This window comes from Embleya sp. NPDC025285, assembly GCF_055558835.1.
Map to the genome: position 1 here is coordinate 85,650 of NZ_JBVHLU010000026.1, position 14,055 is coordinate 99,704.

12 protein-coding genes and 1 pseudogene are annotated in these 14,055 nt (G+C 69.5%); 5 read left to right on the plus strand and 8 right to left on the minus strand.

Annotation, left to right across the window (positions count from 1 at the left end):
* The first annotated feature begins 184 nt into the window (after window positions 1–184).
* Window positions 185–526 carry a hypothetical protein gene (locus ACZ4FV_RS19655; protein ID WP_465322979.1) on the plus strand — a complete coding sequence of 114 codons (342 nt, stop codon included), beginning with the start codon at window positions 185–187 and terminating at the stop codon, window positions 524–526.
* Window positions 527–824: 298 nt separating this feature from the next.
* Here the strand turns inward: ACZ4FV_RS19655 and ACZ4FV_RS19660 are convergent, their stop codons facing one another.
* A complete protein-coding gene (locus ACZ4FV_RS19660; RefSeq protein ID WP_395872483.1) occupies window positions 825–1,259 on the minus strand; it encodes a VOC family protein in 435 nt (144 codons plus the stop codon).
* A gap of 101 nt (window positions 1,260–1,360) precedes the next feature.
* Here ACZ4FV_RS19660 and ACZ4FV_RS19665 point away from each other — a divergent pair, with 101 nt between their 5' ends.
* Window positions 1,361–1,966, plus strand: coding sequence for a TetR/AcrR family transcriptional regulator (locus tag ACZ4FV_RS19665; protein WP_465322980.1), 606 nt, complete (start codon window positions 1,361–1,363; stop codon window positions 1,964–1,966).
* Window positions 1,967–2,360: 394 nt separating this feature from the next.
* Here ACZ4FV_RS19665 and ACZ4FV_RS19670 read toward each other — a convergent pair whose 3' ends face one another.
* Window positions 2,361–2,891 (minus strand): hypothetical protein, encoded by a 531-nt coding sequence (locus ACZ4FV_RS19670; protein WP_402241008.1) that lies wholly within the window; start codon window positions 2,889–2,891, stop codon window positions 2,361–2,363.
* A gap of 405 nt (window positions 2,892–3,296) precedes the next feature.
* Window positions 3,297–4,178: a hypothetical protein gene (locus tag ACZ4FV_RS19675; RefSeq protein ID WP_465322981.1), complete on the minus strand. Its 882-nt coding sequence runs from the start codon at window positions 4,176–4,178 to the stop codon at window positions 3,297–3,299.
* A 721-nt stretch (window positions 4,179–4,899) separates the two neighbouring features.
* Here ACZ4FV_RS19675 and ACZ4FV_RS19680 point away from each other — a divergent pair.
* Window positions 4,900–5,244 carry a hypothetical protein gene (locus ACZ4FV_RS19680; protein WP_395872491.1) on the plus strand — a complete coding sequence of 115 codons (345 nt, stop codon included), beginning with the start codon at window positions 4,900–4,902 and terminating at the stop codon, window positions 5,242–5,244.
* Window positions 5,245–5,683: 439 nt separating this feature from the next.
* Here the strand turns inward: ACZ4FV_RS19680 and ACZ4FV_RS19685 are convergent, their stop codons facing one another.
* The 4 genes and pseudogenes from ACZ4FV_RS19685 to ACZ4FV_RS19700 form a co-directional block, all read right to left on the minus strand.
* Window positions 5,684–6,079 (minus strand): PPOX class F420-dependent oxidoreductase, encoded by a 396-nt coding sequence (locus ACZ4FV_RS19685; protein WP_395872493.1) that lies wholly within the window; start codon window positions 6,077–6,079, stop codon window positions 5,684–5,686.
* A gap of 364 nt (window positions 6,080–6,443) precedes the next feature.
* A complete protein-coding gene (locus ACZ4FV_RS19690; RefSeq protein ID WP_465322982.1) occupies window positions 6,444–6,812 on the minus strand; it encodes a VOC family protein in 369 nt (122 codons plus the stop codon).
* Window positions 6,813–6,996: 184 nt separating this feature from the next.
* A complete protein-coding gene (locus ACZ4FV_RS19695; RefSeq protein WP_395872497.1) occupies window positions 6,997–8,298 on the minus strand; it encodes a phosphatase PAP2 family protein in 1,302 nt (433 codons plus the stop codon).
* Window positions 8,299–9,065: 767 nt separating this feature from the next.
* Window positions 9,066–10,533: pseudogene (locus ACZ4FV_RS19700) on the minus strand (carotenoid oxygenase family protein).
* A gap of 629 nt (window positions 10,534–11,162) precedes the next feature.
* On the opposite strand from ACZ4FV_RS19700, the gene ACZ4FV_RS19705 reads away from it, so the two are divergent.
* Window positions 11,163–12,032 (plus strand): aldo/keto reductase, encoded by an 870-nt coding sequence (locus tag ACZ4FV_RS19705; protein WP_395872499.1) that lies wholly within the window; start codon window positions 11,163–11,165, stop codon window positions 12,030–12,032.
* Between the two features lie 63 nt (window positions 12,033–12,095).
* On the opposite strand, the gene ACZ4FV_RS19710 is transcribed toward ACZ4FV_RS19705, so the two are convergent.
* Window positions 12,096–12,830 carry a GbsR/MarR family transcriptional regulator gene (locus ACZ4FV_RS19710; RefSeq protein ID WP_395872501.1) on the minus strand — a complete coding sequence of 245 codons (735 nt, stop codon included), beginning with the start codon at window positions 12,828–12,830 and terminating at the stop codon, window positions 12,096–12,098.
* A 242-nt stretch (window positions 12,831–13,072) separates the two neighbouring features.
* Between ACZ4FV_RS19710 and ACZ4FV_RS19715 the strand changes: the two genes are divergently transcribed.
* Entirely contained in the window at window positions 13,073–13,744 is a 672-nt protein-coding gene (locus tag ACZ4FV_RS19715) for a DUF4097 family beta strand repeat-containing protein (protein ID WP_465322983.1), read from the plus strand.
* Window positions 13,745–14,055 lie beyond the last annotated feature (311 nt).

Below are 14,055 nucleotides of genomic sequence, written 5' to 3' on the forward strand. Positions count from 1 at the left end.
CATCGGCGTGCGGTCTGCCCAGAAGTCCGTCACGTCGGCGTCACTCCGCCCCCGGAGGCTGACGAAACGCCCGCTTTCCCAGACCCGTTCGGCGAACGCAGACAGCCGTAGCTTGACCCGGCCGCTACGGAACGGGAGACCGCACCCGGTGAGGCGGATGCCTTTCCGCCGAGACGCGACAGACGTGCCGCCACCCGCATCCCGGCGCAGCGGAAGGGGCGTTGACGGCACCGCTGTTGCCGACGCCTTCCAGACCGCCGCCGTCGTCACCACGACGGCCGTACGGAAGACCGCAGGCGCAACACCCACAGGCGGCCTGCCGCTGGGCCTGCGTATCGCCGCGGCCCGTCTGCGCGAACGCCCGGGATGGGCGGTCGACGACCTGGTCGACCGGCCGGCCGACGAGCGGCACCGTCTGGCGGAGCCGGCGACGGGTGACCTCCCGGTGCGCGGCAGCCTGGAGCTCAGCCGTGTCGCCCGGCGTGGCAGCGCAGACCCGGTCGCTCGGACGGCGGCCCGCGGGTGATGCCTGCTGGGGCTGATGCCGGCGGGCGATGTGGAGAAGCCGGCCTCGCCCACGCCCGCCGAACCACATACTCGGCGAGAACCCCGGCCAGCGCGCGTGGGACGGACCCTCCCCGGCACTCGGATCGGACGCACTGATCACACGGCTCCGGCCCGCCCCGACCAGGGGCGGCACGCGGCCGAGAGGGGAGCGCGGCGCGGAACGGCATCTGCCCGGGGGCCGCGTGTGCCCGGGGGCGGCTGTCCTCGACGCGCCTGTCGACGAGTGGCCGTGACCGTCGGGCTCACGCGCCCTGGGTTCACGGCGTGTGGCCCGGGGCGTACTGCTCGGCGTACTCCCCGGTGGCCGGGACAACGGTGATGACGTCGATCATGACGCCGTCCGGCGCCGCGACGATGAAGTGGCGCTGCCCGAACTCCTCCGTGCGCAGGGAGAGGAGTTCGGGCAGGCCGGCCAGTGTGACCAGCCTGTGGTGTTCGGCGTCGACGTCGTCGACCTCGAAGTTGAGCAGCAGGCCGCCCTGGAGAGGTGTGCGATACCCGTCGGGGATGGTCGGATGGGCGTGGTCGAGCAGGGCGAGTTCGTACTGCGGGGCGTCCGGGCGGTGGAGGCTCACGTACCAGTCGGCCTCGAAGGACACCTCGAACCCGAAGTGTCGGGCGTAGAAGTGGCGTGATGCGGCGACATCGCGGGTGGCGATCACCGGGTAGAAGCTGCCGAGCTTGACCTTCATGACACGTCTCCATCCGCCTGCGGGCCAACTTTCACATACCTTGAGTATGTGAAATGCACGGTAGCATACCCGGGGTATGCGAAAGGAAGGGTGAACCGAGGATGGCTGTCACGAGGGCCGAGCAGCGGGCGGCGACACGGCGGGCACTGCTGGCCGAGGGGCGCCGGAGGTTCGCCGCCGACGGCTATCACGACGTGGTTCTCACCGATGTGGCGCAGGCGGTGGGGGTCACCAAGGGGGCCGCCTATCACCACTTCGACAGCAAGGCCGGACTCTTCCGGGCCGTGGTCGCCGGGGTGCAGCGCGAACTCGGTGACCGGGTCGCGCACGCCGCCGAACCGTACGACGACGACCCATGGGAGCAACTGCGGGCCGGCTGCCGGGCCTTCCTCGCCGCCGGATGCGATCCGACGGTGCGCCGAATCGTGCTGATCGACGCGCCGGCCGTACTCGGCTGGGACGAATGGCGGGCCATGGACGAAGACTCCTCCGCCCGGCATCTGACCGAGGCTCTCGATGCCCTGGTGGAGGCCGGAGCCATCGCCGACCAACCGGTGGAGCCGCTCGCGCGATTGTTGTCGGGGGCCATGAACGAGGCCGCGCTGTGGCTGGCCCGGTCGGCAAGCACGGAAGCACTGGCACAGACGGAGCAAGCGTTGGACCGACTGCTGAACGGGTTGCGATCCCGGAACAACGAGCAGCCGTGAAAGCGCTGCTCACCACCACTCGTCGAGCCCGAAATCAACACCTTCGACCCCCGCGACGTCGCCGCCACGGCTCACAACCACGTGCACACCGGCAACCTCCTCCATGCCGGGAAGACAATGCGCCGGCGACACACCAGTCCGGTGTCGGGGCCGAGGCCGGGGCCGACTGGTCGGCGCTACCCCGCCTGCTGCCCTACCGATGGGCCTGGTCCGCGCGGTCGGCTCGCTGGAGGGTACTGACCGTGATCCGCCCCCGCCAGCGGATCACCAACCGACGCACACGGCGCGGTTCGCCTGCCGAGAAACGGGTGGGACTCCTCGCCCAAACCCGGCACGAGGCACTGAGCTGGGCGGGGGGTGCGCAGATGTGGGATCCGGGGCGGGTTTGCCGGTGTCACGCGTCGAACCACACGACCAGGCGCACGCCGTCGTCTCCGCAGGATTTCGCGGCCCGTGCCATCTCCGCCCACACCCGCCCCCATCGCCCGTCGGGCGGCACCGCCTCTCGTCGCCGCATGCGTTCGACGCGGAACACGCGCTCGTCGACGGCCCATTCGGTACCCGGTGGGTAATCCGCTCCCCTGACAAGCCCGCCGATTCCGAGGACACGGGCCAGGCGGGGGCTCTGGGTGGACTTGCCGACATATGCGAGCCCGTCGCGGGTCCGGCGGTACTCATGGACCCGATCGTCCAGGCCCTCGGCGGGCTCGTCCCAGTCCACAGCCCTCAGTTGCGCCCAGTCGATCCACGTCGCCCGATCACCGTCGCATTCCGCGTGCCGCGCACGGGCGAGGGCGCAGGCATCGGACGGAAGCCCCCGATCGGCCGCCAGAGGACGGAAGTTCGCCAGATTGCGGACACCGAACAGGCAACCGAACGCGTCGTAGTTCCGATCAATGCCGAACTCCGCGAGATCGACCGCCACCCGCCACTGTCCCCGGCCCCTGCCCAACGCCCGCGTCTCGATGCACCCGTCGATGTCCGTACCCATGAGCCCATTCTCCCGGTGTCGCCGGCGGACCCCGGCAAGCGATCCGACCACACCTCCGCGCCGGGCCTCGGACCGCCTTGCCGCCGGGCAGGGTCAGTATCGGCACGCCGAGCATTGACGCCCATCCGCCGCGAAGCGTTCCATCACCGGCCGGAGACCATTGCCGAAGCTCGCCGGATCCGCGACGCGTCATCGCAACCATCGATCGCCCGGCCTCGGTTCACCCGCCCACGCGACACCGCCGGAGGAACATCCGACGGCGGAACCGGAGAAGCACCCGATACCGAGGACGACCGGCTTGCCCGGGAATCGGCCACGCCGCGCTCACCATGCTCGGGATCAGACTTCGTTGCCGCGGACGTGACGCTTCGTCGGGGGTGGTTGGGCGGGGCCGGACGGTGTGGCGCCGGGGTTGCCTCGCGCCAGACCCTGGCCGGTGCCGCGCTCTTGGGGTTGCGGGTCGGAGGAGCCCGCCGTCGCCGCGTCGCCGCGTGCGGCGCCCAGGCCCAGGCGCGCTTTGTTCGCCGCCTCGATGCCCCCGGCGCCGGTTTCCGTGTCACGGGCCGGCTGCGATGCCGTACGGGACGGCGCAGGGGTGTCGTTCGGTGTGCGTGCGGCGGATGTCGTCTCGCGTTGGGTGCGGAATTCGCCCAGTTTCGCCAATGCCGCCGCGGAATAGTACGAGTTGTCGCTGTCGAGCAGGGTACGCAGCGGGGCCAGTCTCGCGTCCAGAAGCCGAAGGGTGGACTTGGCCTGTGGGCCGCTCGGCTGGGTTCGGGCATCCTGCCGGTCCGCCGCGGCATCGGCGTCGCGAAAGGTGTCGAGAATCAGCTTTCGCACCGCGGGGAAGCCCTGGGAGGGTCCGGTCGACCAGTTCTCGCCAACCTCGACCTGGGCGGCGGTCACTCCCGGGCGCGCCAAGGCCGCCCGAGTGCGATGTGGGAAGCGGCCGCGGGCGGCTGCCCAGGCGGTGACTTGTGCGAGCGTCTTGCTGTCACGCTCGAGGATCGCGGTGGTCCGCAACGTTTGCAGTTCGCGCAGCCCCTGGTCGAGAGACCGCCAGTAGTCCGGCTGTTCGAGGTCGTCCAGTTGTCGACGAAACAGCCGCTTATCCTTCAGAACGTTGTCCGAAGGAGCGGCCACGGGTTGGCCGACGATCTCCCGGGCACGCGAGGCCGCCTCCCTCAGTCGCTCCCAGCGGGTGTTCTCCTGGTTGACCACCGCAGGTCTCCTCCTCGGGACAGGTCAGGTCGTGGATGCGATCCGCGCCGACAGGATCAATCATCGCGCCCGGTCGTCGCAATTTCGGACTCGACCGCGATGGCCACGTGGGTCGTTCCCCGTACCCGTGTCGAAGGCACGCTCACGGCAAGGACTTTCCAAGCCACCGGGCGTCTCGGGAAACGGTTCACCGACGTGCGGAACGGCTCGACCGCACCGCTCTCCGGTCGGCGGACTACCATGATCCACTGGAGAGAAGGTCGCGCCCGGCGCCCACGCTCCTGGCGGGCCGGGCGCCTACGCACGAAGGTCGGGGAACGGCATGGCTTGGTGGAACCCGGCGACATGGCGATCGCGCGGACGAGGCGCCGAGGTGCCGGCGGGCGGATCCGGAAGCGGTTCCGAACGCGGATCCGGATCCGAAGCAGCCGCCATCCAGCGGATCAGGCGCGAGTTGTCGACGCGTACCGGCGGCCCCGGCGCCCCTCAAGTGCGGCGCAGAGCGGTCTCACGCACGCGGATGACGGTCGGCGTCCCTTCCAGCCCCGTCGTCCGGCACTCCTCCGGCCGCGATTCGTCGCAGGATCGACCATCGCGAACTCGCCTGTACACACGGACGCGTTCGTATCGGCTGCGAACGGCGGTCGGCGATGGCGTGGGAACGAAGTCGCCGTCCCGACTGCGGCCCAGGACGCCGGGACAACCGGCCCGGGAACACCGCGTGCGCTCCGACGCGGTACAGGCGGCGAGCCGCCTGCGGGGCGCGAGCAGCTTGCGTCGTGCCGACAAGGGCATGGTCCGCCATCAACTCGCCTCCGCCAAGCGCACGTCGGGGCGCGTCCACGTGGCCACGAACCGGCGGGAAGGCGCGGCCACCCCCGGAATCGCCGCCTCCGGCTTCGGCGCCGCGGTACGGATAGCCCCCGCCCGGGACGAACTGAGAAGCGGTGCGTTCCGCAAGCCGAAAGCACAGGAACAGGGCCGTTCACAAGCGGACCAAGTGCGGCAATACCTGGACGCCTGGTGGCGCACCCGCTCCACGCGCGGCTCCGAACGCAGCGGGTGACAGCCGCCCGCGACTCACCGCCGCCACCCGTGGCCCCGATCACCCGGCCCTCGAACCCTCAGCGGCCCGCCCCCATCACCGACCACCCGCTCAGGCCGCCCGGCCCATCCGGTCCGGCACAATCACGCGGCAGCCGACATCACTCGCCAGTCGGTCGCGCCCGACCGCATCCGCGCGGTGGTCGCACCACGTTTCGCGTCCCGATGTGGCCGAGGTCGCCGACAGGAGCCGAGGATCGGAACCGGGGCACCGGACGATCGGAGAAGTCCTCGTCCATGACTTCGCCCTCCGCCCGTAGACGATCTCGGTGCGAGGCACGGGGAACCGCAGCGTGTCGCCTCCGCCCGCGACGTGTGGCTGATCGAACCGGGCGGCCGTCCCGGACCGGCTCCGCGCCGCCGACGACACATCGACAGGGCAGAGCGATCCGGGCACCTCACTAGACCGAGAAGCTGTTCACCCTGGTCGGTGTCACGCGGACGATCACCCGGGCGATCTCGTCGGGCTCCGGCGGCGGGGCCTCGCCGAGGTACCTGAGCGAGAGCGCGAGTGGAAGCTCCTTAGCCGGGTCCGGCACGATCTCGGCGGTGCCTCGCAGCTCGACCGAGTGGTAGGGGTTGTCCAGGTCGAAGACCGTGACGCTGACCCGGGGGTCACGACGGAGGTTGCGTACCTTCGCCCGACCCTCGGTCGCGGAGAACACCACGGTGTCGCCGTCCCGCTGATACCAGACCACCGAGGCCTGGGGCCCTCCGTCGGCGTTGAGCGTCGACACGGTGGCGAAGTTCCTGCCGTCGAGCAGCTTGCGCGTCGACTCGTCGAGCGTTGTGGACATGGGGTGCTCCCGGTTCTGTGCATCCGACCCGCGCGCCCCTTGGGGCACTTCGTCTTACGGACCCATCCTCTGCGCCCCCGGACAGCGACGGAAGAAGGCACTTTCATGTCACAGCGGAACATCCAGGTAACGGAACCACCGACCCGATGAGCCGCCCGTGCCCGTCCGGCCTTCCGCTCTGTCGATGACGCCACCGCCGCTCCCGGCGCACGCAGGTCACCGGTGCCACCCGTGGGCGTGCCGATCGTGCTCGCCTTCGAAGTACCGTACGGCGTGCCCCCGTCCGCGCCTGTTTCCCGTCCCGGTTTCGACGCAGCGTTTGCCGGGCGTACATCCCGGTCGACGTCCGTGTTCGGCGCGCCGACTAGGCGGACTGCCAGAGTTCGATGCGGTTGCCCTCGGGGTCGGTAACCCAGCCGAAGCGTCCGACGCCCTCCATATCCTGGGTCTCGTCGGCTACATCCGCGCCCTTGGCGCGGAGTTGCGCGAGCATGGCGTCCAGGTCGCGGACCCGGAAGTTCAGCATGGTCTGCTGGGTACGGGAGCCGAAGTAGTCCGTCCCGATCTCGAACGGCGCGAAGACGGTGGGGCCCGCCTCCTGGTGCCACAGACCGTTTTCGTCCGCGTCCAAGCCGAGGCGAGGGCGCGGTGCGCGCGGATGAGCCACCGCAGGCTCTGCTGCCGACCTGCGGCAGCCTGCGCGGTCGCCGGCCCACGGCACGCTCCCGCACATCACAAACAGGTATGGCCCCCTGCCTGGGGGCCATACCTGTGGTGAGGGGCCATACCTGCCGCTCGAACGGTGCACCTGGCGGGCTCGTGCGACGACCGGCAGTAACGTGGGTGGGCTCATCCGGCGGGAAGAGCGTCGTGGGACCGGGGTCGGACGCGTTCGAACGACTGCGGGCGTGCGACGATCACGCCGGCAGGAGTTGCGGTTCCAATTGCTCCGCCGGCGCAGCCTTCGGCTCCCACAGCCTGGTTGTCCGCACGTAGCAGTAGATGACCGAGGTCATCGCCAGAATGAGCAGTGGTCCGAACACCCACGGATGTCTGGCCATCTCCATCGGCAGATAGCGATATGACACCAAGAGCACCGCGAAAACCGTCGCGCCGTAGCTGACCAACCGAATTCCGGACCGGTTCCAGCCATGGTCGAGCGAGCGCAGCGCCCCCTCTATCGTGAGCACGAACACCACGCCGGCCACGAGGTCCGCGCCGTAGTGGTAGCCGAATCCCAGCGTGGCCGCGAGCGTGCCGATCAACCAGAACGATCCGGCGAATCGGATGAACCGCGATCCCTTGCGGGAATGAATGAAGATCGTGGTGGCCCACGCCGTGTGCAGGCTGGGCATGCAGTTGCGAGGGGTGATCTCGTCGAACCGGAACGGGTGCGGGGTACCGATCGACGGCGGCGTATCCGGCCATAGGTTGGCCACCGCCCACTGCCCGCCTTCGGCGCTGTAGGCGAAGACCGGTCCGACCACCGGGAAGATCATGTAGATGCCGGGCCCGAGCAAACCGATGACCAGAAAGGTCCGCACCAGGTGGTGGCCCGGGAAGCGGCGCTCGACCGCCACATGACGCAGTTGGTACAGCGCGACGATGGCCGCTGCCAGTGGCAGCTGCCCATAGACGCCGCCGAGAACATGGGAGCCGATCGGGTCGGTGGCCTCGAGCATCCGGCCTACCAGCCACGACGGGTCACCCAGTGCGTGATCGGCGGTTGCCACGTACTCGTCGAGCACGTTCGGGCGCGTCACCGACGTGATGAGCAGCCAGGTATCGCCGGTCTTGTGGCCCGCCACCAACAGCAGTCCCAGCCCCGCGCCCTTCAGCAGCAGGACACGTTCCCGGCCGGTACGGCGCGTGAGGGCAATGACCGCGCAGCCCAGAATCACCCACAGCGCGCCGTTGCCGAAGTTCATCCTGGCGTCGACCACCCACCGCACCAACCAGAAGGCGAGGTCGATACCGATTGCCGCACCGGCCGCGATAAACCGCTCCCGCCAGGTGAGCACCACCATCGTCAGCGCCAGGCCCGCGTACAGCAGCGGCCCCGAGTCGGGAGGGAATATCACCTCCCGCGCCTGAGCGGTAATCGGCCCCCCGGAGCCGTAGTGCCGTGCGATGATCTCCAAGGTTATGAGAAATCCGAGGGCTGCCACACTCACCGCGGCCCACAGAATCGCCCGCGACCGACGCTGCACGGCGACCATGCCTTCGCGACTTATTCGCGAAAACTTTCGCAATATTATGAATATCAATTACTCGGCCAATTTTGTTGGATTCCAGTAAATAGATCACCCTTCGTGCCGGATTGCGTGGTTCTTTGGTGAAGGACGGCGCTTGGGGTGATCGTCGTGAGATCGATCATGTTATCGGAGCGCCACGGGCGAGTCCGAAGGCGTTCTTCTCGTGTTTCCACGCCGGTGGCCACCATGGATGCCTACACGCCCGCAGCCGCCTCACCGCTCGGCTCCGTCGAGCATGTCCCGCACTCGCGCAACCTCCCACGGCGCGTCCTCCACGGGCCGGTTCGCGCTCGGTTTCCGAAGCATGGCGCGATGGTCCTCGATGACCGCCTCCCGCATCAACCCCCACGCCGCAGCGGCTTGCACCTCCCGGATGCGATCCAGCACGAGTGCCCTCGCCGGCTCACGTGCTTCCTCGCCGCCCCGCTTCACGGCCCCGTCGGGACTGCACCAGTGGTCGAGGGCGATACCCACGGCCGCCCGGTCGTCGCTTTCGAGCAGCGTGCGAAGCTTCGTCGAGCACGCCGTAGACCGTCCGGGCGGCCTTGCCGCGCACCACGTCCGAGTCCGTGCGCGTGAGAGCGTCCAGCAGGAGGTCGGTGTCGCCGGGCTCGACGTGGCGCGCCCCGATCGCGTTCAGGGCGCCGATCTCGGCGGAAGGCATCGGCCGCCGGAGCACCTCCCGCGCGGGCCGGAACCTCGGCCGGTACGCAAGCGTGCGCCTTCGTGCGTCACGTCTCCGGCGGTCCGGCCGGTGTCCAGTTCCCGTGGAGTCCGAGAGGAACACGCGTCGGGATTCGAATGCGCGCCACCGGCCCGGATCCGGGGTCCTCATCCGGAATGACCAGGAGCCAACTCATGTCTTGGGTAAGGTCGATGGCAAAGGTCAGCCAGTGGCCGTACGCAGCCGTCTCGGAGCCGTCGTCGTCCATTCCGTTGTCGCGCCCGGCAGGCGCGTAGACCGGTTCGCCGACCGAAAGGTCGCTGTCCGACCACGTCGTGGCGGTGATGGGGCCATCGGATCGGTCGGTGTCGTACCAGCGCAACGCGTCGTGCTCGCCGTGGGGCAGATCGATGCGGCCACTCCTCGAGGCGAGTGCGACCCGGCGGTGGCGACGGCCGATGAGACGGTCGTCCACTCGGGGGAATTCGACGGAGACGTCGTCGAGTCGGGTGCGCCGCATGGTGCCTGCGGCGGGATTCAGGATCGCGCGGGTCAGCCCTCCATGGTTGGGCGTGCGTGGGGCGTTCGGGTCCTCGATCAGCGATAGGCGATCCCATTTGCACGTAGTCGAGCACGACGTCCCCGTGCGGGTCGACGTCGTGGGCGTTGACGGTGTGCCACACCCAGAACGCGTCGTCCTCGGCCCATCGCACCGGTCCGCCGTCGCGCGGGATCAGGGCGACCCGGGTGCCCCGCTCCGGACGCCAGGCGATCATCGAGCCGCCGCTCATGGCGGCGTCCATGTCGAAGAACACCGGGGCGAGCACGAGTACCAAAAATCTTGCGGTCAGCGCCATGTCGTGGATCATCACCGGTTCGTCGACCCCCGGGACGGGAGTCGGGCCGCGAGCGACGGTTCCGTCGCGGGCCACGATGGACCAGGTCAGGAAAGGCGGCTCCAGCGCGTAGCAGAAAACCGCCATCTCCCCCGTCGTCGGGTCGATCTTGGGATGCGCGGTGATCCCGGCCGGCAACGCCCCCTCGAACGTCTCCCGACCGATGGTCTCCAGGTCCGGCGTCATCCGGAACGGGCACGCGGACTCGGCGAGCGCGAGCAGGCGTCCCGCATGGCGGACGACATTGATGTCCGGCAGGTCGCGGAAAGTACCCACGAGCGGTGCCGGGACGTCGGGCTCCCGGGGCAGGATCATCGATTCGATACCGCCCCACAGGGCGCGGCCCGCGCGTTCCTCCGCCAGGAGCGCCGGCGTACGCACGAACCGATTGCGGTAGCGGGCCTTTCCGCCCGACAGCCACACGCCGTGCAGCATGCCGTCGCCGTCGATGGGATACAGGTACGAGCCGATGGGGGTGAACCGGGGATTGGGCCCGTTGCGCAGGAACATTCCGTCCAGACCGCTCGGAAGTTCACCCCGGATCTCCAGGTCCGGCGCGTCGATCTCCTCGATCACCGGTGCGAATCGTCCCGACAGATACGGATTGCGCGTCGGATCAAAGTCCGGGCCGGGTCGCATGACCAAATCACCTCCAGAGGGCCCCGCTCAACTCCCTCCCCACAGAAAGCACGCACCGTCGCGCGCGGCATCCCGCTTGTTACAGTTTGCCCCGATCGGCGTCCGCAAATCGACGAGCGCGAGGCGTCTCTGCGACCCCGATGCCCCGGTACGGCGATCCGTCCCGACGTCGACGCCGAAACGAAGCACGAGTGCGCATCGGCCTCCACCCTCGGATGCACACGTCCGGGGACGCAGCCGACGGCGCGGCTTCGAGCAGGCCCTGGTCGCCGTCCCGCACGTCATCCAAACCCAGCGCCCGTTCGGTGAACCCGCTTACCTCCTGCGCGTGGCGACCACCGACCCGGGCGCCTCCAGCGGCTCTACGACCGGCAACTCGCCAAGTTGCCGGGGGTCCAGCGCTGACCTCCACCATCGTCATGAAGAACGTCGAAGAACGTCGAAGAACGTCGTCGACGCCCGCCCGCTGCCGCGCTAAGGGAACACCGGCGGGAACGCCGACGGGCGGCGACGCCTCCGCCGTGCCCACCGTGCGTCGCGGAAGCCGGCGGCGTCTCACCTTCCGATGACTGTCGTACGCCCCTCGAATGGGGTTGTCCCCCGGTGCCCCATCGGGAAGGCTGTGGCCAATGACCTCCCATCCGCCCGGCACGGCCGGCACGGCAACCACCACCTTCTCCGTCGGAGGCGAATTCCCGGTATCCCGGGTCGGGTTCGGCGCCATGCGCCTGTCGACCGACCCCGGCCCCGAACGCGACGCCGCCATCGCGGTGGCCCGACATGCCGTGGAGGCGGGTGTCACTCTGATCGACACCGCCCACCTCTACGGCTGGGGAGCCAACGAGGAACTCCTCGCCGAGGCCCTCCATCCGTACCCGGACGACCTGCTGATCACCACCAAGGTCGGCGTCACCCGGACCGGCCCCGAGGGGTGGGCGTACGACGCACGGCCCGAGAGCCTGCGCGAGCAGGTCGAGCAGGGCCTGCGCCGACTCCGGATCGAACGCGTCGGCCTGCTCCAACTACACCGGATCGACCCGGATGTTCCCTTGGCCGAGCAGATCGGTGCGCTCCACGAGCTCCGCCAAGAGGGCAAGATCGGCCATATCGGCCTGTCCGAGGTCACCGCCGCACAACTCGCCGAGGCCCGACAGACCACCGAGATCGCAAGCGTGCAGAACCGCTACAACCTCCTCGAGCGGGAGTACGAACCCGTTCTGGACGCCTGCGAAGCCGCCGGGATCGCCTTTCTCCCCTGGCGCCCCGTGGCCGCAGCGACGCCCGGGCCGGCAGCCGCGCTCGATGCCGTCGCCGCCGAACTCGACGCCACCACGCCCCAGGTCCTGCTCGCCTGGCTGCTCGCCCGCTCCCCCGTCGTTCTGCCGATCCCCGGAACGAGTTCGACCGCCCATCTCGACGAGAATCTCGCCGCGGCGGACTTCCGCTTGACCGAGTCCCAGCGCAAGCGCCTCGACGAAACGGTACTTCCCGCCCGGTGACCTGAACGGACGCCGCCGGTCGCGAGCGTCGAGACCAGTGTCCTTCCGCGATCGGAACGTGGCTCAGGCAGTGCCGTCCGGGGCCGATTCGGGTTTCGTGTGGAGGACCTCGCGGGCCTGCTCCGCGGCGCGGGCGATGCTCTCGGAGACGAAGTCGACGAAGCGGCCGATGTTTTCGAGGCGCGTGGCGGCGGGGGTTCCGGCACCGAGAACGTCGACACCCTGGCGTGCGACGTCGCCGAGGTGGGCGGTGGAGCGGGCACTGGCCATCATCGACTGGTACCAGACGTCGTCGTCGACGAAGTAGCGCTCGCGCCGGCGTTCGTCGCGCTCGCGGCGGACGAGGCCCTGGCTCTCCAGGAACGCGATCGCCTTGGACACGGACGCCGGACTGACCTGGAGGCGCCGGACGAGGTCGGACGCGGTGAGGCTGCCCGCGTCGGTGGTGTAGAGACACACCAGGACCCGGGACATCATCCTGGCCAGGCCAGACTGCACGAGCACGGTGGTGAACACCTCCTCGTACTCGCGCACGGCCTCGGCATCGCGCCCGTGCGCCTGCGGGGGCGCCTCCGACCCCGGATGAGCGGCCTGCCCGCGCCGGCGGGCGCGCCGTTCGGTGGCGCGGTGGGCCACGTCGGCGCGATAGGCGGTGGGGCCGCCGTTGCGCATCACCTCGCGGGTGATCGTCGAGGTCGGACGGTCCAGCCCCCTGGCGATCTCGGCATAGGCGAGGCCGTCGGCCAGTCCCAGCGCGATCTGCCGACGTTCCTGCTGGGTGAGCCTGCCTCCCGGCATCGCGGTCTCCTTCATGCTCGGTGGGGCCTCACGCTAGCGTTCACTCTCAATTTATTGCAACGAGCAAAGCAGAGATCGTTGCATTATCCACACAACCATTGCAACAATTAGCCCGCCTTGACCTGCATATATGTCGATTTTATGCAACGACCGGATTGCCGATCCAATGAACGCAACGTAGCTTTTCCCTCATCGGAAACAGCGGGCCGCAAGGGGCCACGCTGCACCGGAAGGAGAGCACGATGCAGAAGTTCGACACCCCCACCCCCGTCACCGCCGTCCTGGACATCCCCGCGGGACGCATCCGCTTCATCGCCGCCGACCGGACCGACACCACGGTCGAGATCCTGCCCGCGGACGCCTCGAAGGCCCGCGACCTGAAGGCGGTCGAGCAGACCACCGTCGAACACGACGGCGGCGTCCTGCGGATCGAGGCCGCATCGGCGACGAACCGGATCCTCGGCGCCTCCGGCTCCGTCGAGGTCACCGTCCGGCTGCCCACCGGCTCCCGCATCGACGCGAAGGCCGCCGCCGCCGACCTCCGCGGCGTCGGTCGCCTCGGGGACGTCACCTTCGAGGGCGCTCAGGGCACCGTCAAACTCGACGAAACCGCGACCGCCCGCCTCACCCTCCAGGCCGGCGACGTCTCGGTCGGCCGTCTCGGCGGCCCCGCCGAGATCGACACCCGCAAGGGCGACATCCACATCACCGAGGCCGTCCACGGCGCACTCGCGCTGCGCACCGAGTACGGCGAGGTCTCCGTCGGCGCCGCCCGCGGAGTCTCCGCCACCCTGGACGCCGGCACCACTCACGGTCGCATCCACAACACCCTCAAGAACCCCGACGGCGCCACCGCCGGCCTCGACATCCACGCCACCACCGCCTACGGCAACATCACCGCGCGCAGCCTGTGACAAGCACCCACCACGACCGACCCGACCGTCGCCGCGCGGGGGCTGCGCAAGCCCCCGCGGCGACAGCGTCGTCCTCGACCTCGCCGCGTCCGCAGCGGTACCCGAAAACGAAGAAGGGCGCCCCTCCCGATGCGGGAACGGCGCCACGAAACGTCGAAGGTCGGTGAGGGTGGCCGCCTCACGGCGGAAGGCACACCGTGGCTCCAGCCGAACGGTAGTCCACGGAGGCAATGGTTGGGCCCGGGGGCACACCCTCACCGACCTCCACCACAACCGACACCACCCCGGGATCATTCCCAGTGCCGAGTCGC

What these genes read in the sequence shown, in the direction of transcription:
- ACZ4FV_RS19665 (WP_465322980.1), top strand. Translation starts at nt 1,361, where the DNA reads ATGGCTGTCACGAGGGCCGAGCAGCGGGCGGCGACACGGCGGGCACTG.
- ACZ4FV_RS19705 (WP_395872499.1), top strand. Translation starts at nt 11,163, where the DNA reads ATGACCTCCCATCCGCCCGGCACGGCCGGCACGGCAACCACCACCTTC.
- ACZ4FV_RS19715 (WP_465322983.1), top strand. Translation starts at nt 13,073, where the DNA reads ATGCAGAAGTTCGACACCCCCACCCCCGTCACCGCCGTCCTGGACATC.
- ACZ4FV_RS19660 (WP_395872483.1), bottom strand. Translation starts at nt 1,259, where the DNA reads ATGAAGGTCAAGCTCGGCAGCTTCTACCCGGTGATCGCCACCCGCGAT.
- ACZ4FV_RS19690 (WP_465322982.1), bottom strand. Translation starts at nt 6,812, where the DNA reads ATGTGCGGGAGCGTGCCGTGGGCCGGCGACCGCGCAGGCTGCCGCAGG.
- ACZ4FV_RS19685 (WP_395872493.1), bottom strand. Translation starts at nt 6,079, where the DNA reads ATGTCCACAACGCTCGACGAGTCGACGCGCAAGCTGCTCGACGGCAGG.
- ACZ4FV_RS19695 (WP_395872497.1), bottom strand. Translation starts at nt 8,298, where the DNA reads ATGGTCGCCGTGCAGCGTCGGTCGCGGGCGATTCTGTGGGCCGCGGTG.
- ACZ4FV_RS19710 (WP_395872501.1), bottom strand. Translation starts at nt 12,830, where the DNA reads ATGCCGGGAGGCAGGCTCACCCAGCAGGAACGTCGGCAGATCGCGCTG.